Raw genomic sequence first — 20,257 nt, 5'->3', positions numbered from 1 at the left:
TGCATAAACTCAGCCCGATCAATTGGGTTGCCGCAGCGCGTGCAACCCAAACGATCACGTTGGGGGAGATAACGCCTTGGATGATTTTCTTAAGTACCTGACCTTCCCCTACTTGTGGGAAGGGGCCGTCATCGCCGTACAGCTGCTGATTGGTGCGCTGGCAGGCGGCATTATAATTGGCTTTTTCCTGGCGTTGGCCAGCACCTCGAAGCACTGGTTTATCCGTGTGCCGGTGAAAACCTACATTTACCTGCTGCGCGGCACGCCGGTGCTGCTGCAGCTGATCCTGCTCTACAACGTTCTGCCGGAATTCGGCCTGCGTTTGAGCCCGTTCACCAGTGCCATGCTGGCGCTGATGATCAACGAAACCGCCTTCTGCGCCGAAATCATTCGCGGCGGCATCATTGCCACCGATCGCGACCAGAGCATGGCGGCACAGGCATTCGGCTATTCACGCACCAAAGAGATGATCCACGTCGTCATCCCACAAGCGCTGCGCGCCATTTTGCCAACCATGGGTAACGAAACCGTTGGTCTGCTGAAATCGACCTCACTGGCGTCGGTGGTCGGCGTCAACGAACTGACCATGCGCGGCCAGGCGATTGTGTCGCAGAACTTCCTGTTTATTCCGGTATTAGTGGCCTCAGGCGGCATCTACCTGATCCTCTCGACCGCCTTGGCTGGCGGACAGTGGTGGCTGGAGAAGTTCTACAACCTTGATGAACGCGCCCGCCGTGCCCGTGCGCGCCTGGCCACCCTGCCGCCAGAAGCGGACGTGATGGCGATGCAGTTGCCGAAACGCCGTTGGGATACACAAACCGCCGCACCGGTGCTGGAAGTGGACAAACTGTGCGTCGATTACGCTGGCAAAGCGGTGCTGAAATCGCTGTCGCTCACCGTGCGTCGTGGTGAAGTGGTGGTGCTGCTGGGTCGCTCCGGCTCCGGTAAAAGCACCCTGTTGAAATCGATTCTGGCGTTAACGCCACGCACCAACGGTACCATCCAGACCGAAGGCCACTTTATGGGCAGCGATGAAAACGGTCGCGCACTGGCCGCCCGCCATTTACCGGCCAACCGTGCCAAGTCAGGTATTGGTATCGTGTTTCAGCACTTTGCGCTGTTCGATCATCTGACCGCGTTAGAGAACGTGATGAGCATTCTGCTGCGCGTACAGGGCGCCCAGCCTGAAATCGCGCGCGCCAAAGCGATGCGTGCACTGAAAATGGTGGGATTGCAGGATTTCGCCGCCTCGTTGCCACATGAATTATCGGGCGGTCAGAAACAGCGCGTCGGCATTGCGCGTGCGCTGGCGGCAGAACCGCAAATCCTGCTGTTCGATGAACCCACTTCGGCGCTCGACCCAGAGCTGGTGCGTGAAGTGAACCAGACGATGCGCAATCTGGCCCAAACCGGCATCACCATGATCATCAGCACCCATGACATTGCCTTTGCGGCAGGCGTAGCGGATCGCGTGGTGTTCTTGCAGGACGGGGCGTTGATTGAAGAAGGTCCTCCGGCCATTTTGCAAAACCCAAAAACACCGGCCTTTGCCACGTTCCTCGAACACGAAAACGCCACGGAGGCTCAGCATGCCAACGCATGAACTTGCTGCTCGTGAGCGTCTCGGTGATGCGCTGTTCCGCTATATGCAGGGCCAGCCAGCTGATGCACTGTCTGGCGAATCCGATGCCAATCAGCAGGCGCTGCGCCGTTTTCGTTTGCTGCCGCGCGTCTTACAGGGCAATGAGGGGATCAGCACCGAAACCACGCTGCTGAATCAACGCTGGTCAGCACCGCTGGGCGTCGGCGCATTTGCCGGCGACCGCATCTTCCATGAAGAGGGATTGTTGCCGATTGCGCGCGCCTGCAAACGCCTGCAATTGCCGCTGGTGATCTCAGAAGAGACCGTCACACCGCTGGAGCTGATTGGCGCGGAGTATGATCGCTGCTGGCTGCAACTGCGTGCCGCGGGTGATGTCGGCCGCATCAAAGATTTAATCGATCAGGCGGCTCAAGCCGGATTCAAAAACATTGTCCTGACGGTGCTCGCACCGGTGCATCCGGTTGCGGGTTTACAGCCTGGCGGGTTCTCGATTGGCGAGGCGCTAAAACAGCGCGGCTGGCACACCATTGGTGGAACGGAACCGGGCGTTGCCGCGTTACCAGCTTTTCCGGTGTGGCGCTGGCAGCAGATTGATGAGGTCGCGGCGCACTGCGCCACGCATCAACTGCCGCTGTGGTTAAAAGGCATTTTGCATCATGACGATGCCGCTCAGGCAACCCAGCATGGCGTCAGTGGCATCATCGCCTCCAACATTGGCCTGCGCCAAAGCGCACGCTGGGCAACGCCGGTCGATCAACTGCCCGATTTGCAAGCCGTCACGCGCTTGCCACTGCTGTTAGACGGCGGAGTGCGCTGCGGCAGCGATGCGGTGGTGGCGCGTTGCCTCGGAGCCTCCCTGTCACTCAGCGTGCGACCGATCATCAGCGCCTTAGTGGCCGGTGGTGAAGACGCAGTGTTTGATCTGCTTTCCGGCTGGATCAATGAAATCACCGCGATCAGCCACTGGTGCGGCGTCAGTGATATGGCGGCACTCAACGGCAGCTTTGTTAGCGAGGTACGCAACTGATGCAGCAACTCATTTTCAATCAGGGCGATGCCAGCGAATCACGCATCTACTACTGCGCCCACTACCTGGCCGACAGCCTCGGCTTGTTCGCCGCCGAGCAGTTGCAGGTCACCTTTACCACCAGCGCCACGGGCGGTCACACCGTGCAGGGTGGTCAGGTACCTGCCGTTCTGAGCCGCGATGCCGACCTCACGCTCGGCGGCCCGATGGTGGTGATGAAGCATTTTCAACAGCATGGTACAGAGCTGCAGTGCTTTTGCGCCTCGGTGGCGGCTAACCCGTGGTTTCTGGCGGCGGCGCAGGCGCAACCCGATTTTCAGCTCAGTGATTTGCGCGGCAAACGCGTGCTGGATGTCGGCAATGTCGGCACCGCCACGCTGACCTTCCGCTGGCTGCTGGCGCAGCACGGATTGCAGGATCAGGTGGAGTTGATTTCCGGCAGCGGCGATCAGGCACGCGATTTCGCTGCCGTGGCCGCAGGCGAGGCCGATTACGCGCTACACGCCATGCACATGCTGGCACCGGCCATTGCCGCCGGGCAGCTAACCAGCATTAGCAGCCTCGCCACCTTGTGCGGCCATGTCCCCTGGAGCGCCTACATCGCGCGTGCCGATGTGTTGCTGGAGAAGGCATCAGCGTTCCACGCGTTCTCACGGGCCATCGAACAGGCGCTGACATGGATCGCGACTCATGATGCCACCGCACTGGCCGACCGCGTGCAGCACTTCTATCCCGATTACCCACGTGAAGCGCTGGTGACGGGCCTGGCGGCCTATCAGCACGCCCAGGTTTTCGCGCCAGGCTGCGTTATCCCGCAGCACGAATTTGAACACTTCAGCCAGCTGTTGAGCGCTATCGGCTGGCTGGATCCTTCTCAACCGGTGCCCTATGCCGCACTGGTCACGCAGGCAGGAGCAGAGTGATGAAACAGCTTATTATCAATGGTTTGGTCGTAACTGAAACCCGCGCAGAACCGGCCGACTTGCTGATTGAGAATGGCATAATCAGCGGTCTGCTGACACCTGGCGCGATGACAGCAGGCGTGGATGAAATCATTGATGCGCAGGGATTGATCATCGTTCCCGGCGCTATTGATGTGCACACCCACTTCACTGGCTCGCATGATTTCCCACAGCAGGAACTGCGCGAAGGTACACAGGGTGCCGCCGCACATGGCGTCACCACCATCGTTGAAATGCCGCACTCACTGCCGCCCGCCACCTCGCTGAAGAATTTCACCGCCAAACAACAGTGGCTGGCAGACAACTGCTCGGTGGATTACGCCATGTGGGCCGGACTGGATGGCCGCAACGTGCACGAGTTGGCGGCGCTGGATCAGGCGGGTGCACTGGCGTTTAAAGCCTTCTTGTGTAGTGGCGCGCCGAACGGCGAAGCGACCGACGAAAAAGGGCTGCCACGCCTTGATGACGATGGCCTGCTGCGGGCAATGCGTGAATTAGCCACGTTTGATGGCCTGATTGGCGTGCACGCGGAAAACCACGACATCCTGATTGGTGCAGGCAGTGAACTGCGCCGTGCAGGACGAAAAGACACCCGTGCGCATGCGCTGGCTGGCCCGGAAATCGCCGAAATTGAAGCCGTGGGCCGCGTGCTGGCGGTCGCCGAAGAGACCGGTGCGCGTTGCCATATTGTGCATGTCAGCTCCGCACGCGCCGCCGAAACCATCGTCGCCGCCAAAGGCCGGGTGCGCGCCAGCTTCGAAACCTGTCCGCACTATCTGATTCTGGATGAGGACGATCTGGTGCGCATCGGCCCCAATGCCCGCTGCGGCCCGCCGATTCGCCCACGTCCGGTAGTGGATGCGCTGTGGCAAGTGCTGCTGCGCGGCGATGTCGACATGATCGCCTCCGACCACTGTCCCTATACCCCTGCACAAAAACAGGCCGGTGAAACCAGCATCTGGGATGCCGGCATGGGATTAACCGGCGTAGAGACGCTGAGCCCGATGTTCTTTAGCGCCGCGCATATCGATCGTGGCCTGGCACTGACGGAGTTCGCCCGTATGACCGCCAGCGGCCCGGCTAAAGCCTTCCAGCTGTGGGGCAAAAAAGGGGCGATTGCGCCGGGCTTTGATGCCGACCTGGTATTTTACGACGCGCAGCAGAGCTGGACAGTGGAAGGCGCGGCGTTCCAGGGGTTGGGTAAGTGGAGCGCATTTGAAGGGATGCGCTGTCAGGGTAAAGTGGTGCGCACACTTATTCGTGGCGTCACGGTTTACCAGGATGACCAGATGCAGGTTGAACCCGGCTTTGGTCAGTTCGTGACCCGACAGGCAGCAACAGGACAATAATCATGGCAGGAAAATCGTCAACTATCCGCCGCAAAAACAGCGCCCCGCTGGCGCAGGAATCCACCAGCGAAGAGAGCTGGCAAGCAGCACGACCACGCACCCTGGTCGATCACGCGGTCGATGCCATTCTCAGCGCGGCGTCGCGCGGTTTGGTGCTGCCCGGCGACCGTATCGCTGAGCCGGATCTGGTGGCCAAACTCGGCATGAGTCGCGTGCCGATTCGTGAAGCGCTGCGCATTCTGGAGAGTCAGGGCATCGTCACCAGCGAGCCGTACAAGGGCATCCGCTTGATGGAGATTTCTCATCAGCGGCTGGAGCAGATTATCGACGTGCGCATCCCGCTGGAGACGCTGGCCTGCCGCCGTGCCATCGAAGCCGGTCGCAACGGTGCCGAACAGCTGACGCAGCTGTACCAAGGCGTGGCGCAAATGCAGACCATGATGCAAAACGATGACGTTTACGGTTTTGCCTCGGCGGATACCGATTTCCACCGCACGCTGTGCAGCTTTGCCCACAACCCGGTACTCAGCAACTTGTGGGAATCCATTGCGCGCCAGCTGACGGTGATTTTCGGCCTCTCCACCATGGGCAAATCGATGAGCGACATCATTGAAGAGCACCAGCGGCTGATCAACGTGTTCGCCGATGGCGATATCGCGCAGATGACCGATGAGATTGAAAACCATATTCGCATCCAGGCACTGGATGTGGACTACGAAACTTTGATTATGCAGCGCCGACAGCAGCGTTCCGCTGTGGGCTGATGCTTTGTTGATTGCCTTTACACCAGGAAAACCACGATGAAGATTACCAACGTTGAGGCGTTTTATCTGCGCCTGCCGGTTATTGAGCAGCGCACAGATAGCTCTCAAGACGCGCTGCTTATCAAAATCACCACCGATGCGGGCATTACCGGTTGGGGTGAAGTGGATGGCAGCCCGTATGTCACCAAAGCCATTATTGAAGCACCTTATTCACACACCATGGTCACCGGCCTGAAATCGCTGTTGATCGGCGAAAACCCACTGGAAACCGGTCGTCTGTGGAAGAAGATGCACAAAGCCACCATCTATTACGGTCGCAGTGGTGCGGTATTACAGGCAATGGCGGGCATTGATATCGCGCTGTGGGATATCAAAGGCAAAGCGCTCGGCAAACCGATTGTAGAACTGCTGGGTGGGGCGATGCGCGACAAGATGCGCGTCTACTCCTCCAACATGTTCCAGTACAGCGTGGAAGAGACCGTGGCGCGTGCACAGCACGCCATCGACACCGGTCATACCGGCGTGAAATTTGGCTGGGAGCCGTTTGGCACCGATGAAGCCATGGACCTGCGCTACCTCGAAGCGTTGCGCACCGCGATGGGCGACAGCGTCGATTTGATGCTGGATGTCGGCCATGTCTGGGATGCCAAAACCACCGTGCGCCGCAGCCAGCGCTATGAACATCTCAACCTGTTCTGGATCGAAGAGCCGCTGCATCCGGATAACTACGCCGGTTACGGTCAGGTGTCTTCCGCCTGCCAGCAACATATCGCTGCCGGTGAGCAAGAGTGCTCGGTGGTCGGTTTCCAGCGCCTGATTGATGAAGGCGGGATCGACATCGTGCAAATCGACCTGACGCGCACCGGCTTTACCCAGGCAATGGAAATTGCCAGCTACGCGCACAGCCGTGGGCGCAAGGTGTGTAACCACAACTTCACCACTGACATCAACACCGCCGCGTCACTGCACTTCCTGTGTGCGATTGAGAATGCGCTGGTGATGGAGTATTGCGTGGAGCCGGGTGAGATCAGCCGTTCACTGGCGAAAAATCCGGTACGTATCGCCGAAGGTTACGCATGGCTACCCAGCGAGCCAGGCCTGGGCGTCGAACCGAACGAAGCGGTGATTGAGAAGTTTTTGGTGCGCGGCTGAGTTGTCAGGTCGCCATTCATGGCGACCTGTTCACCCGCTGCGCATCAGTGCGCACCCTACAAAGCAGCGCTGAGCCAGCCAAGAGTGATCCGAATTTCAGGTCCAAAGGTTGTTGACGCGCGGCTCACTGGCTACCCTTTTGCACAGTTCATGCACGAGGAAGCCATGTCGCAAAAAATACACTGGATCGACAACTTACGTGCGGTCGCCTGCCTGATGGTGATCGTCATTCATACCACCACCTGGTATATCACCGGCCCGCTGGCGGTGACGGGCTTCAGTTGGGATGTCGCCAACCTGCTCAACTCGGCGTCGCGTGTCTGCGTCCCGCTGTTCTTTATGATCTCCGGCTACCTGTTCTTTGGCGAACGCAGCGCGCAGGGGAGACATCTGCTGCGCATCGTGCTGTGTTTACTGTTCTACAGCGCAGTGGCCTTGGCCTATATCACCTGGTTAACGCCGATCAGTGAAGGGCGTTCGCTGCTGAAGCTGCTGCAAAAACCGGTGTTCTATCACCTGTGGTTTTTCTTCGCCATCATCGGTATTTACCTGCTTTCTCCGTTGATTCAGGTGAAAAGCGTACAGCCACGCTACGTCGCGCTGTTGGTAGTGGTACTGGCGGTGCTGGCCAATCCCAATACCGTCAGTCAGTCGCTGGGGCCGTTTCACTGGCTGCCGGTGAATCTCTACGTGAGCGGTGACAGCATTTACTACCTGCTGTATGCGCTGTTAGGGCGAGCGATTGGCTGTATGGACACTGACAAACGTGGCATCAGCTGGCTGGCTGGACTGGGGTTTGTCGCCTGCTGGATAGGCATCACGCTCGGTACCAAACAGATGCTGAAAATCAACGGCGCGTTCAACGACACCTGGTATCTGTATTGCGGCCCACTGGTGTTTATTGCGGCCATCAGTTTGCTGGTGCTGTTTAAAAATGTGCTCAACAGCCGCACGCTACCGTTACTGGGGACGATTTCACGCTATTCGCTGCCGATTTATGGCTTCCACGCACTGTTCATTCATTATTTGCGTACCCACCATTACGACGATATGTCACGCCCGTGGCTTGATTTGCCTTGGGTGTTTGGCGTCACATTAATCGGCAGTTTACTGCTGGCGATAGTGCTTAAGCGCGTGGATAAGCATCATCTGGTGAGCTGATCGTCCCAGCGCTGATGGGCGCGACGCAGTTGGCGTGCAGAGGAGAATCCGGCCGCCAGCGCGGCTTTCTCTGCTGCTTCGCCCTGCTGCTGGCGCTGCCGCGCAATCACCAGGCGCAGCTGTTCATGGTATTCGCGCACGCTGATGCCGAGGTGCTGGCGGAACAGGCGCGTCAGGTGGCGTTCGCTGACGTGCGCGCGCTCAGCCAGTGCCGTCAGTGACCAGTCGTTTTCGGGATGGGCAATCATCACATCCTGCGCACGATGAATGGCGGGATGCAGGTGATTACGATAGCGCAGCCACGGTGAAAGCTGCGGATCATCGCCGGAACGGCGGAACCACACCACCATCTCCCGCGCCACTTTAAGCGCCTGCGGCGCACCGCATAGTCGGTTGATCAGATGCAGCGCCAAATCGATACCGGCGGTGATGCCCGCGCTGGTCCAGATGCCGCAATCTTCGACGAAAACGCGGTTATCTTTCACTAACGCAGCCGGTGCCGCCGCTTTCAGGCGCGGTAACACGTCATGATGCGTGGTGCACTGCACACCGTTGAGTAAGCCCGCTTGCGCTGAGAGCAGCGCCCCGGAACAGATGCACACCAGTGTAATGCGATGGGATTGAATATCCGGTTGTTGTAGGCGTAACCAGTCACGCGCAGCGGCGGCCGCTGGGGTATCGAACCAGACTTTCGAGTCGTGCACGCCGGGCACCACCAGCAAGCTATTGTCAGGTAAGCGATCGGGTAAAGGGGCGATTTCGGCGATAGTCATGCCCGTGGAGCACAGTACGCTGGGATTGGGGCCGATGTAGTGCAGGGCAAAGTGGCCATCCGCCAACTGCAAGGTTTCGGCGGGCCCGGTGAGATCGAGCGCCATCACGCCGGGTAGAACCAGGAAATAGACAGGCTGCGACATACTGGGCTCCAGGATTGGTGATGAGTTTTGCCCTCACCCTGGCCCTCTCCCACAAGTGGGAGAGGGGACCGATCGAGGACTGACTTGGGTTAGGCACAACTTCGACGTCATAAGCTGTGCTGCTCCCATGCTTGCAGGAAAAGCCACCACCGCGCTCGGTCTGCCCCCTCTCCCGCTTGCGGGAGAGGGTTGGGGTGAGGGGAGAAGGCTAAGGTAAGGCCAATTCAAGCCATAGCAACACACAAGATTCGTCCATCATAGCCTAATAAAACCAAAATCCACGACCCAATCCGGCCATCACCAAGCCAAATCAGGACATCAACGGTTTGAGCTGCTGATACAGCTGCGCAAACTTCTCGCGCTGCGGCTGATACGCCTGATAGCGTGCGCTATCCGGTTGATGACGCTGAACTAACTCCGGTTCCGGCCACTCACTCTGTGGATCAATCGCCCACTGCGCCAACCGTGCGGCCCCCAGCGCCGGACCCACTTCCCCGCCGTGGCAGTAATCGAGCGTTAATCCGCTGATATCCGCCAGCATCTGCCGCCAGTAAGCACTGCGCGCCCCGCCGCCAATCAGCATCACGGTTTGTGGTTGCACACCACAGGCATGCACCGCTTCCATCCCTTCTGCCAGCGCAAACCCCACACCTTCCAGCACCGCTCGCGCCAGCTCAGGCCGCCCGTGCTGATGGGTTAAGCCAAAAAATGCGCCCTGCGCCTGCGGATTATTATGCGGTGTACGCTCACCGGAGAGATACGGCAGGAACACCACAGGCGCGACATCACCGCGCGCTTTTTCTGCCTCAGCCAGCAGTTCTGGCACATCCGCGCAGCCGGTTAAGGCAGCAGCCCAGTCGAGGCAGGAAGCGGCACTTAACATCACCGACATCAAATGCCAGCGGTTTGGCAGCGCATGGCAAAAGCTGTGGACCGCCTGCTGCGGATTGCTGAGATACCCGTCGCTGACCAGGAAATAGACCCCCGAAGTACCCAGCGACAGCATGCCCAGCCCCGGCGCGACCATGCCGACACCCACGGCACCGGCGGCGTTGTCACCACCGCCCGCTACGATCGGCACAGGGTTCATCCCCCAACGCGCGGCAATCTCATGTGATAACGTGCCGGTGATCTGGTTGCCCTCATACAGCGCAGGCATCTGGCTACGGTTAAGATCGCAGGCCTTGAGCATGGCATCGCTCCAGTCACGCCTGGCGACATCCAGCCACATCGTCCCAGCCGCGTCTGACATATCACTGGCGAACGCCCCGCTCATGCGCCAGCGCAGATAATCTTTCGGCAGCAGCACCATCGCCACCTTGCTGAAAACGTCGGGTTCGTTTTGTTGCACCCACAGTAACTTGGGGGCGGTAAAGCCCGGCATCATCAGGTTGCCGGTGATTTGACGCGAATCTGGCACGCGCTGCTCCAACTCCCGGCACTGCTCGCTGCTGCGCCCGTCGTTCCATAAAATCGCCGGGCGCAGCACCTGATGCTGGGCATCCAGCAACGTCGCACCATGCATCTGGCCGCTCAGGCCAATCGCCTTCACCTGGCTAAGATCCTGCTGCTGCGCCAGCGCCTGCATCGCCGTATCCGTGGCGTTCCACCAGCTTTCGGGATCTTGCTCGCTCCACAACGGCTGCGGGCGTGACACCTGCAAAGGTGCCGTTTCCATCGCAACAACCTGCCCTTGCGCATCCAGCAACACCACTTTGACGCCAGAGGTGCCTAAATCGATCCCGATAACCATGTTTAGCTCCTGAAGCAGTTAGAAATCATACAGATAGTGATTGACCAGGTTTTCCAGTTGTTCCTGGCGCCCGCTGCGGTGCTGCGGGTTCAATTGTTGCTGCTGAGCATGCGCCGACAGGGATGCCAGTGAAAACTCACCTTTCAAAATTTGCTGGCCGAACTCACCATTCCAGCCGCTGTAACGCTGTGCCACGCGCTTATCCAGCTCGCCTTCCTGCACCATGCGTGCCGCGACTTTCAGCGCCAGCGCCATGGTATCCATAGCGCCAATGTGACCGTAGAACAGGTCATATTTATCGGTGCTTTGGCGGCGCACTTTGGCATCAAAGTTTAAGCCGCCGGTGGTGAATCCGCCCGCTTTGATGATCTCGTACATCACCAGGGCATTTTCCTCGACGCTGATGGGGAACTGATCGGTATCCCAGCCGCACTGCACATCACCGCGGTTGGCATCCACCGATCCAAAAATCCCCAACGCAATCGCCGTAGCAATCTCATGATGGAACGAGTGTCCCGCCAGCGTGGCGTGGTTAGCTTCGACGTTAACTTTGATCTCTTTCTCCAGACCAAACTGCTTCAGGAAGCCATACACCGTTGCCACGTCGTAGTCATATTGGTGTTTGGTCGGCTCCTGCGGTTTCGGCTCAATCAGCAGCATGCCCTGGAAACCAATTTTGTGTTTGTGCTCCACCACCATCTGCATAAAACGGCCAATCTGCTCCCGCTCCTGACGCAGATCGGTATTCAGCAAGGTTTCATAACCTTCACGCCCGCCCCACAGCACGTAGTTTTCACCGCCCAGCGTCTGCGTGGCCTGCATGGCACTGCACACCTGGCTGGCGGCCCAGGCAAAGATTTCGGGGTCTGGACTGGTTGCCGCACCGGCACCGTAACGCGGATGAGTAAAGCAGTTAGCCGTGCCCCACAGTAACTTCACGCCTGTTTCCTGCTGTTTTTCCAGCAGCTTGTCAGTCATCGCCGCGAAATTCTCGCGGTAGCTGCGCAGGGAATCCCCTTCTGGTGAGACATCCACATCATGGAAGCAGTAATAGGGCACGTTGAGTTTGTGGAAGAACTCAAACGCCACATCCGCTTTCTGTTTCGCCAGCTGCAATGCATCGCCACTTTTCTGCCATGGGCGATCAAAGGCACCCACACCAAACATATCCGCACCGTTCCAGCAGAAGGTGTGCCAGTAACACGCGGCAAAGCGCAGATGTTGCGCCATGGTTTTGCCGAGGATCACTTCGTCAGGATTGTAGTGGCGAAACGCCAGCGGATTGGTGGATTTGGCCCCTTCATAACGAACGCGATCGAGCTGGTCGAAATAAGCGTGCATGTTTTGCTCCTTAGCATCAGACCCGAATGGTCAGCAGTGAGTCATTATTTTGCTAAGGGGTTGTCTACAGACTCAATTACGATATTTCACACTCAAATTAAGATAATTATTAATTGTGCGCCAGCTCGCAAATACTCGCAAATTCAGATCGCGCTCAAAGAATCACAAATAAACAAAAAAACGTAATAGCCGGATAAAAATCAGTAATTGATGTTATCTGAAACGCAAGGCAACAATTCATCCGCTTGGTTCATAGCCTTACAACGACAATAGCCTCAACCTACAGGATGACCATGATGAAAATGAAATACACGCTGTTAGCTGCCTGCGCTGCGCTGGCTCTGTTTAGCCAAACGGGTATGGCGAAAGAAGTGAAAATCGGTATGGCGATCGATGACTTACGTCTGGAGCGCTGGCAAAAAGACCGCGACATTTTTGTTAAACAAGCCGAATCTTTAGGTGCCAGCGTTTTTGTCCAGTCTGCTAACGGCAATGAAGAGACGCAGATGTCGCAAATTGAAAATATGATCAACCGTGGTGTCGATGTACTGGTGATCATTCCTTATAACGGCCAGGTATTAAGCAACGTGGTGGCCGAAGCTAAACGCGAAGGCATTAAAGTGCTGGCTTATGACCGTATGATTAATAATGCTGACATTGATTTCTATATTTCCTTTGATAATGAAAAAGTCGGCGAACTGCAGGCCGAAAGCATTGTGAAGCAGGTGCCAAAAGGTAACTATTTCATGATGGGCGGCTCGCCAGTCGATAATAATGCTCGCCTGTTCCGCGCGGGACAGATGAAGGTGTTAAAACCGTACATCGACAACGGAAGCATCAAAGTGGTGGGCGATCAGTGGGTCGATGCCTGGTTACCTGAGAACGCGTTAAAAATCATGGAAAACGCCCTGACCGCTAACGGCAACCATATTGATGCGGTCGTCGCCTCCAATGATGCCACCGCAGGCGGTGCGATTCAGGCGCTGAGTGCGCAAGGTCTGGCAGGCAAAGTCGCGATTTCAGGTCAGGATGCCGACCTGGCCGCTATCAAACGCATCATGAATGGCACGCAAACCATGACGGTGTACAAACCGATCACCGAACTCGCCACCGAAGCCGCAAAAATTGCCGTAGAACTCGGCGATAACCAAACGCCCGCCAGCAACGGCAAACTCAATAATGGCCTGAAAGAGGTGCCCTCACGCCTGCTGACGCCCATCCCCGTCAACAAAGACAATATCGAAAGCACCGTGGTGAAAGACGGCTTCCACAAACAGAGCGAACTCTAAGCACCGCTGCGAGGAGGACTCCCTATGCTGCTGGAAATGAAGCACATCACCAAACGTTTCGGCGCGGTGAAAGCGCTGGATGATATCAGTCTGCGGCTGGATGCAGGTGAAGTGATGTCACTGTGCGGTGAGAATGGATCTGGCAAATCGACCTTGATGAAAATCCTGTGCGGGCTCTATCCGCACGGTGATTTTGACGGTGAGATTCATTTTGCCGGCGATTCGATTCAGGCGCAGACCATTCGTGATACCGAACGCAAAGGCATTGTGATCATTCATCAGGAACTGGCGCTGGTGCGCCAGCTCACGGTGATGGAGAACATTTTCCTCGGTGCCGAATTGGGCCGTTTTGGCATGGTCGATGATGAAACCATGACGCTGCGCTGCCAGCAGCTGCTGGCGCGGGTGAAGCTGGATGTGTCGCCTACCACCAAAGTCGGTGAGCTGGGGCTTGGTCAGCAGCAGTTGGTGGAGATCGCCCGAGCGCTTAATAAACAGGTTCGGCTGCTGATTCTGGATGAGCCGACCTCCTCGCTCACCGAGCAGGAAACCGAGGTGCTGCTGAGCATTATCAACAACCTGCGTGAGCACGGCATCGCCTGCATCTACATCTCGCACAAACTCAATGAAGTGAAAGCCATATCTGACACCATCTGCGTGATCCGCGATGGGCAACACATCGCCACGCGTCCGGCGGCAGGTTTGAGTGAAGATGACATCATCACCATGATGGTGGGACGCGAACTGACCGCGCTCTATCCGCATCAACCGCACGATATCGGTGACACGCTGCTGGAAGTGAAAAACCTCACGGCCTGGCATCCGGTCAATCGCCATGTGCGCCGGGTGAACGATGTTTCGTTCAGCCTCCGGCGCGGTGAAATCCTGGGGATTGCCGGGCTGGTCGGTGCCGGACGCACCGAAACGGTACAGTGTTTGTTTGGCGTCTGGCCGGGCCGCTGGCATGGCGATATTGCCATCAACGGTAAGCCCGTAAAAATCCATGACTGTCGCGATGCTATTGCGCACGGCATCGCCATGGTGCCGGAGGATCGCAAAAAAGATGGCATCGTGCCGCTGATGGGCGTGGGGAAAAACATCACGCTGGCGGCACTCGATCAGTTTAGTCATCGCCTTTCCACGCTGGATGAAGCCGCCGAACAGCAGGCCATCAACGATGCGATTCGTCGCCTGCGCGTCAAAACCTCCTCTCCCGATTTGGCGATTGGACGGCTGAGTGGCGGCAATCAGCAAAAAGCCATTCTGGCGAAGTGCCTGCTGCTCAATCCCAAAATCCTGATTCTGGATGAGCCTACGCGCGGCATTGATGTAGGTGCACGCCAGGAGATCTATCTGCTGATCAACGCGCTGGTGCAACAAGGCATCGCGGTGATTGTCATTTCGTCCGAGCTGCCCGAAGTACTGGGCCTGAGCGATCGCGTTTTGGTGATGCATGAAGGGCAAATCAAAGCCGATCTGATTAACAACAATCTAACTCAGGAGCAGGTGATGGAAGCCGCTCTGCGGAGTGAACATTATGCTTAAAACCGAGAGCACACAGAGCCTGCCGGGCACGCCCACACCGGGCAAACTTCCGCGACCGAATCTGCAAGTGTTAGTGATGCTGGGCGCGATTTTACTGATTGCGCTGTTCTTCACCAGGACCACCGACGGTGCCTGGCTGAGCGCACGCAATGTCTCCAATCTGCTACGCCAGACGGCGATTACCGGCATCCTGGCGGTGGGGATGGTGTTTGTGATCATCTCTGCGGAAATCGATCTGTCAGTGGGTTCCATGATGGGCCTGTTGGGCGGTGCCGCCGCGATTTTCGATGTCTGGCTTGGCTGGCCGCTGCCGCTCACCATCGTCGTAACCCTGGTGCTGGGTCTGCTGCTGGGGACCTGGAACGGTTGGTGGGTGGCGTATCGCAAAGTACCATCATTCATCGTGACGCTGGCAGGCATGCTGGCGTTTCGTGGCATCTTAGTCGGCATCACTGATGGCACCACAGTCGCCCCTACCAGCCCGGCGATGTCGCAGATTGGGCAAAGTTATCTGCCTGGCGGCGTGGGGTTCGGCTTTGGTTTTGTCGGCCTGGCGCTGTTTATTCTCTGGCAATGGCGCTTACGCCTGCGCCGCCAGCAGTTAGGTCTGAACCAACCCGCCGCAACCAGTACCGTGGTGCGTCAGGCGATCACGGCTGTTCTGGTGCTGGGGGCCATCTGGCTGCTGAATGATTATCGCGGGGTGCCGACGCCCGTCTTGCTGCTGGCACTGCTGTTGCTGGCGGGCATGTTTATGGCGACGCGCACCGCCTTTGGTCGCCGGATTTATGCCATAGGTGGCAATCTTGATGCCGCTCGTCTTTCCGGGATTAATGTGGCCCGCACCAAGCTGGCGGTGTTTGCGATCAATGGCGTGATGGTGGCGATTGCCGGGCTGATCCTCAGCTCCCGCCTGGGTGCGGGTTCCCCCTCTGCCGGTAACATTGCGGAGCTGGATGCGATTGCCGCCTGCGTGATTGGCGGCACCAGCCTCGCGGGCGGCGTGGGTTCGGTCGCCGGTGCGGTGATGGGTGCGTTTATCATGGCCTCACTGGATAACGGCATGAGCATGATGGATGTCCCGACCTTCTGGCAGTACATCGTGAAAGGCGCGATCTTGCTGCTGGCGGTGTGGATGGATACCGCCACGCGTCGCCGGGTGTAATCGCGTGGGCGATCACATTGTGGCGCAAACCATTTCTGCTGTCCTTGCAGCCGTGCTATGCAATGCGCTGAGGGTTTAAGGGAACGCGCCACCATGCATGAGAAACGTTACCGCATTACCTTGTTATTTAACGCCAACAAGGTGTATGACCGACAGGTTGTGGAAGGAGTCGGCGAGTATTTACAGGCATCGCAAACCGACTGGGATATCTTCATTGAAGAGGATTTTCGCTGCCGTATTGAGAATATCCGCGAGTGGCTGGGCGATGGCGTGATTGCCGATTACGACGACAGTTCCATCGAAACTCTGCTCGCCAATGTCCAGGTGCCGATTGTTGGTGTCGGCGGCTCGTATCATCAGCCGCAAGATTATCCGCCGGTGCATTACATCGCCACCGATAACGCGGCATTGGTGCAGAGTGCCTTCCTGCATCTGAAAGAGAAAGGCATCAACCGTTTTGCCTTCTACGGTTTGCCCGCTTCCAGCGGCAAGCGTTGGTCGCAAGAGCGTGAGCAAGCGTTTCGTCAGCTGGTGATGCGCGAACGCTATCAGGGCGTGGTGTATCAGGGCATGGAGACCGCACCGGAAAACTGGCAGCACGCCCAGAACCGCCTCGCAGACTGGCTGCAAACGCTGCCGCCGCAAACCGGTATTATTGCCGTCACCGATGCGCGAGCGCGCCATCTGTTACAGGCGTGCGAACATCTTAAAATCCCGGTGCCAGAGAAGCTTACGGTGATTGGTATCGATAACGAAGAGCTGACGCGCTATCTGTCCCGCGTTGCCCTCTCCTCCGTCGCCCAAGGCACGCGGCAGATGGGCTATCAAGCCGCGAAATTGCTGCACCGTTTACTGGATAAACAATCCCTGCCGCTGCAACGCATTCTGGTGCCGCCGGTTAAAGTAATTGCCCGCCGCTCCACGGATTTTCGTTCGCTGAACGACCCTGCTGTGATTCAGGCCATGCACTACATCCGCTTTAATGCCTGCAAAGGGATTAAAGTCGAACAGGTGTTGGATGCGATTGGCATGTCCCGTTCAAACCTGGAGAAGCGTTTTCGTGATGAGACTGGCGACACCATCCATGCCATGATTCATCGCGAAAAGCTGGAGAAAGCGCGCGAGCTGCTGGCCTCTTCTTCATTAAATATTAACGAGATATCCCAGATGTGCGGCTATCCATCACTGCAATATTTCTATTCGGTGTTCAAGAAGAGCTACGCCAGCACGCCCAAGGAGTATCGGCAACTTCACGGCGAGAACGTGCTGTAGCGCACGGCTTAGATCAAGATTTCGTGGCGCATTCTCGCTATACTTCCGCTGCTTCTTTAAAGGAAGATCGTCGTCTCCGGTGAGGCGGCCGGATTTCAAATCCGGTTGGGGCCGCCAGCGGTCCTGGGCAGGTTCGACTCCTGTGATCTTCCGCCACTTACTGATGCTGTAAATCTCCGACATCTAACTAATATGATTCAATAAACTTATCATCAGTGATTGAATCTGGAGTGTTCCAGCACATTCAAAACGCATTAAACCTAGTAAAGGTGATCACCCGCTCAAAGGAGCCAGAACAGATCACCGCCCCGCCGCCGCCAACACCCCAACGGCAAGCACAGACACTTGGGCGTTAGGTCAAGCCTTCAAACACTGGTCACAAATCCTGTGCAATCCTTGCCAGCTGGCGGGAATTATTTTGTCTCAAATCTAAAAATTTTTAGCACGTTGGAGAATATAAATAGGTTTTGATTCACAATATGTATGTGTTTGCGTGAGGATTTTACCGGGTAGAAACATACTTAGCAGCCCAACTGGCGCGGCCTGAGCATCATCATACTTAAATCGGGCAGGCGTGGCAGGGATAGCATTACGCGCAAAGCCTATTGATATGAGAGATAACATCAAATTGAAAAAAATTTTATTTATAATAGAGTACTGTAGGGAATGTGAGTTCACTTGGCCGTTTCAAGAATTCCAGTGGATGGGTATGAACATTTGAGGAATGTTATGAGTTCAATCTTAAAAAGTATAAAAATTAGTGGTTTTAAATCAATACTCGAGGAAGATATCGAGTTTGGCCGTATTAATGTATTTATTGGTAATAATGGTGCAGGCAAAAGCAATCTTCTTGAGTCTATAGCCGTAGCATCTGCCTCTATTGAAGGTAGTGTGGATTATGAAAGGCTAGCGCGCAGAGGAGCAAGACTATCTGCGCCTGAGATATTTCGCAGTTCTTTTAAAAATAAAACAAGAAAAGCTCTATTTAGGATAGCAATTGAGACTGAATCATATTTATACTCAATGGGAATTAGCCCTAAAGAAGGTTTTGCATATCATTCAGAATCTTTGAAAGAAAAAAAAACCGAAAAGCAATTAGCTGGAAGATCTAATAATGGGGCACGTTTAGATGGCATTGCTGTTCCAGCTAAAATTGATCGAGAATCAAGTATAGTTTCTTTATACAATACTTTACATAATGAATTTAATGAACTTGATGGCATAAAAAACTTTGCAATCTATTCTCCTTCTACTCCCATTTTGAGAGGTGTGAGTTCTGATGGTAGTAACAAAGCACCATTAGGGCTGTATGGTGGAAGATTGGCAGAGGCTTTAAAAGAAATTCTGATGAATGTTGATAAGCGTAAGCGACATATTGATGAGTTAAGAAGATTTTTTAAATTAATGGATTGGTTTCAGTACATATCCTCAACATCTGACATTGATGAAAAACTGGCATCTGAACATATCAGCTTGGGTCGCAGTGTCCTTGAATATACTGATAAGTACATGAAGAAAAATTTTAATAGTCTTTATGCTTATGATGTCAGTGAGGGAGCACTCTATATACTATTTACACTCCTATTACTTATTCATGAAGATTCACCGGATATAGTTGCCATAGATAATATAGATAGTGCTTTGAACCCTGGGTTAATAAGAACCCTAATGTCTCAAATTGTTGAAATTGTTGAAGAAAAAAAGCAAAAACAAATTTTCTTAACAACACACAACCCAATTACACTTGATGGCATTGACTTATTTAACGACGAGCATCGTCTTTTTGTTGTTGAACGTGACAGGGAAGGATTAACGAAAGTCAGGAGAATTAACCCACCCTCTGGAACAACAAAAAAAGAATGGGAAGAAAAATACTTTGGAATGAAGCTCTCTGAAATTTGGTTATCTGGTGCAATAGGAGGTATACCGCATGGATTTGCCTGAACAAGTTGAAAAAAAGAAAAAAATATACTTGTTAGTTTGTGAAGGGCCAACTGACATTGAGATAATAAGAGGTATATCCAACCATATCTCCGAAAAAATCGGAGCTGAGATAGATATAAGAGAGCTTAGCCCAACGAAAGACATGACCACTGGTAATTATCCTAGTCATGGATGGACAGCAGTAAAATCATGGTGCGAAAAATATTCACTAGATAAAGGGATCGTTATAGACCCTGCTTTACAGGATTGGCAAAAAAAACTTTTGCAAGCCAAACAATCTTTTCGATGGGATACCTTAATAAAGTTTTCCGGAGCCGATGGTATAATTCTACAGATTGATACAGATATTGCAGAAGAGATGAACCATCTAGCTTTCGATCCTGTAAATGATGATCGTAAAGCTTTTTGTGAAAGTGCTGTAAATATTTGGTTAAACGAGCAATCTGCTCCTGAAGAAATATATTACCTACTTTCGACTTATTCTAGTGAAGTTTGGTTATTAGCCACACATGAACCAGCGATTTGCGTTAATTACGAAGATATTCAAGATGTTGAAGATAGATTGATATCTCTTGGCTATTCAAAGAAAAACATTAAAGGAAAACCTCGGTTGAGAAAAGAGCCCAAGCTATATAAAAATTATAGTGAAAAAATTATTGAAAAAATTGACATCGTTAGGCAGCGGTGTGTTGAATGCGAAAACTTCTGCTCATTCCTTGAAAAATAAAAACAACAAAATCAACACGTTAGATAACCTTCATCAGACCATCAGGGAATTGTTCGTTTTTACCTATGCCGCCAGAACTTGATAACTTAAGCAACGACTTACTTTGAACTTGTAGCATGGGGATATGTTGGGGGTGAATTCAACATAAGTATATACTTTACTAACGAGTCCACCTCCTGGGATCTTCCGCCCCTTCCCTCCCCTTACCCATTTCGCTAATGAACCACCCAGCCCACCTCTGGCATACTAAGTCATCAATCCTGAGGCAGAGCAAAGCGGAGGAAGC

The 20,257-nt window shown here is 54.8% G+C and carries 16 protein-coding genes and 1 tRNA gene; 14 read left to right on the top strand and 3 right to left on the bottom strand.

Annotation, left to right across the window (positions count from 1 at the left end):
* Nucleotides 1–76: 76 nt before the first annotated feature.
* From QMZ30_RS20285 to QMZ30_RS20255, 7 genes are all read left to right on the top strand, one after another.
* On the top strand, nucleotides 77–1,603 hold the full coding sequence (locus QMZ30_RS20285) for an amino acid ABC transporter permease/ATP-binding protein (RefSeq protein ID WP_283228740.1): 1,527 nt from the start codon (nucleotides 77–79) through the stop codon (nucleotides 1,601–1,603).
* Nucleotides 1,590–2,630 (top strand): alpha-hydroxy acid oxidase, encoded by a 1,041-nt coding sequence (locus QMZ30_RS20280; RefSeq protein WP_283228739.1) that lies wholly within the window; start codon nucleotides 1,590–1,592, stop codon nucleotides 2,628–2,630. The genes QMZ30_RS20285 and QMZ30_RS20280 overlap by 14 nt, the downstream gene beginning before the upstream one ends.
* Nucleotides 2,630–3,553: an ABC transporter substrate-binding protein gene (locus QMZ30_RS20275; protein WP_283228738.1), complete on the top strand. Its 924-nt coding sequence runs from the start codon at nucleotides 2,630–2,632 to the stop codon at nucleotides 3,551–3,553. Before QMZ30_RS20280 ends, QMZ30_RS20275 begins: the two co-directional genes overlap by 1 nt.
* Nucleotides 3,553–4,941 carry a dihydroorotase gene (locus QMZ30_RS20270; RefSeq protein WP_283228737.1) on the top strand — a complete coding sequence of 463 codons (1,389 nt, stop codon included), beginning with the start codon at nucleotides 3,553–3,555 and terminating at the stop codon, nucleotides 4,939–4,941. The genes QMZ30_RS20275 and QMZ30_RS20270 overlap by 1 nt, the downstream gene beginning before the upstream one ends.
* Before the next feature lie 2 nt (nucleotides 4,942–4,943).
* Nucleotides 4,944–5,705: a GntR family transcriptional regulator gene (locus QMZ30_RS20265; RefSeq protein ID WP_283228736.1), complete on the top strand. Its 762-nt coding sequence runs from the start codon at nucleotides 4,944–4,946 to the stop codon at nucleotides 5,703–5,705.
* Between the two features lie 36 nt (nucleotides 5,706–5,741).
* Entirely contained in the window at nucleotides 5,742–6,857 is a 1,116-nt protein-coding gene (locus QMZ30_RS20260; protein WP_283228735.1) for a mandelate racemase/muconate lactonizing enzyme family protein, read from the top strand.
* Nucleotides 6,858–7,022: 165 nt separating this feature from the next.
* Nucleotides 7,023–8,018, top strand: a complete 996-nt coding sequence (locus QMZ30_RS20255) for an acyltransferase (protein WP_283228734.1) — start codon at nucleotides 7,023–7,025, stop codon at nucleotides 8,016–8,018.
* Here the strand turns inward: QMZ30_RS20255 and QMZ30_RS20250 are convergent.
* The 3 genes from QMZ30_RS20250 to xylA all read right to left on the bottom strand — a co-directional run bounded on the left by QMZ30_RS20250 (nucleotide 8,003) and on the right by xylA (nucleotide 12,029).
* Complete coding sequence (locus QMZ30_RS20250; protein WP_283228733.1) at nucleotides 8,003–8,935, bottom strand: GlxA family transcriptional regulator; 933 nt, start codon at nucleotides 8,933–8,935, stop codon at nucleotides 8,003–8,005. The two genes, QMZ30_RS20255 and QMZ30_RS20250, sit on opposite strands and share 16 nt — an antisense overlap.
* Before the next feature lie 310 nt (nucleotides 8,936–9,245).
* Nucleotides 9,246–10,688: a xylulokinase gene (gene xylB, locus QMZ30_RS20245; protein WP_283228732.1), complete on the bottom strand. Its 1,443-nt coding sequence runs from the start codon at nucleotides 10,686–10,688 to the stop codon at nucleotides 9,246–9,248.
* An 18-nt stretch (nucleotides 10,689–10,706) separates the two neighbouring features.
* Nucleotides 10,707–12,029, bottom strand: a complete 1,323-nt coding sequence (gene xylA / locus QMZ30_RS20240; RefSeq protein ID WP_283228731.1) for a xylose isomerase — start codon at nucleotides 12,027–12,029, stop codon at nucleotides 10,707–10,709.
* A 296-nt stretch (nucleotides 12,030–12,325) separates the two neighbouring features.
* Here xylA and xylF point away from each other — a divergent pair, with 296 nt between their 5' ends.
* From xylF to QMZ30_RS20205, 7 genes are all read left to right on the top strand, one after another.
* Entirely contained in the window at nucleotides 12,326–13,318 is a 993-nt protein-coding gene (gene xylF / locus QMZ30_RS20235; RefSeq protein WP_283228756.1) for a D-xylose ABC transporter substrate-binding protein, read from the top strand.
* A gap of 24 nt (nucleotides 13,319–13,342) precedes the next feature.
* A complete protein-coding gene (locus QMZ30_RS20230) occupies nucleotides 13,343–14,863 on the top strand; it encodes a xylose ABC transporter ATP-binding protein (protein ID WP_283228730.1) in 1,521 nt (506 codons plus the stop codon).
* Nucleotides 14,856–16,028 (top strand): xylose ABC transporter permease XylH, encoded by a 1,173-nt coding sequence (xylH, locus tag QMZ30_RS20225; protein ID WP_283228729.1) that lies wholly within the window; start codon nucleotides 14,856–14,858, stop codon nucleotides 16,026–16,028. The genes QMZ30_RS20230 and xylH overlap by 8 nt, the downstream gene beginning before the upstream one ends.
* 93 nt (nucleotides 16,029–16,121) lie before the next feature.
* Nucleotides 16,122–17,300, top strand: a complete 1,179-nt coding sequence (gene xylR, locus QMZ30_RS20220) for a D-xylose utilization transcriptional activator XylR (protein WP_283228728.1) — start codon at nucleotides 16,122–16,124, stop codon at nucleotides 17,298–17,300.
* Nucleotides 17,301–17,361: 61 nt separating this feature from the next.
* Nucleotides 17,362–17,456: transfer RNA gene (locus tag QMZ30_RS20215), tRNA-Sec, on the top strand.
* Nucleotides 17,457–18,029: 573 nt separating this feature from the next.
* Nucleotides 18,030–19,244, top strand: a complete 1,215-nt coding sequence (locus QMZ30_RS20210; RefSeq protein ID WP_283228727.1) for an AAA family ATPase — start codon at nucleotides 18,030–18,032, stop codon at nucleotides 19,242–19,244.
* On the top strand, nucleotides 19,231–19,971 hold the full coding sequence (locus QMZ30_RS20205; RefSeq protein ID WP_283228726.1) for a hypothetical protein: 741 nt from the start codon (nucleotides 19,231–19,233) through the stop codon (nucleotides 19,969–19,971). The genes QMZ30_RS20210 and QMZ30_RS20205 overlap by 14 nt, the downstream gene beginning before the upstream one ends.
* Nucleotides 19,972–20,257 lie beyond the last annotated feature (286 nt).

It is taken from the genome of Pantoea sp. EA-12 (assembly GCF_030053355.1).
GTDB classification, from domain to species: domain Bacteria; phylum Pseudomonadota; class Gammaproteobacteria; order Enterobacterales; family Enterobacteriaceae; genus Pantoea; species Pantoea vagans_C.
The sequence above is the reverse complement of the archived record's forward strand: the minus strand, read 5'-3'. Positions and strand labels throughout refer to the sequence as shown.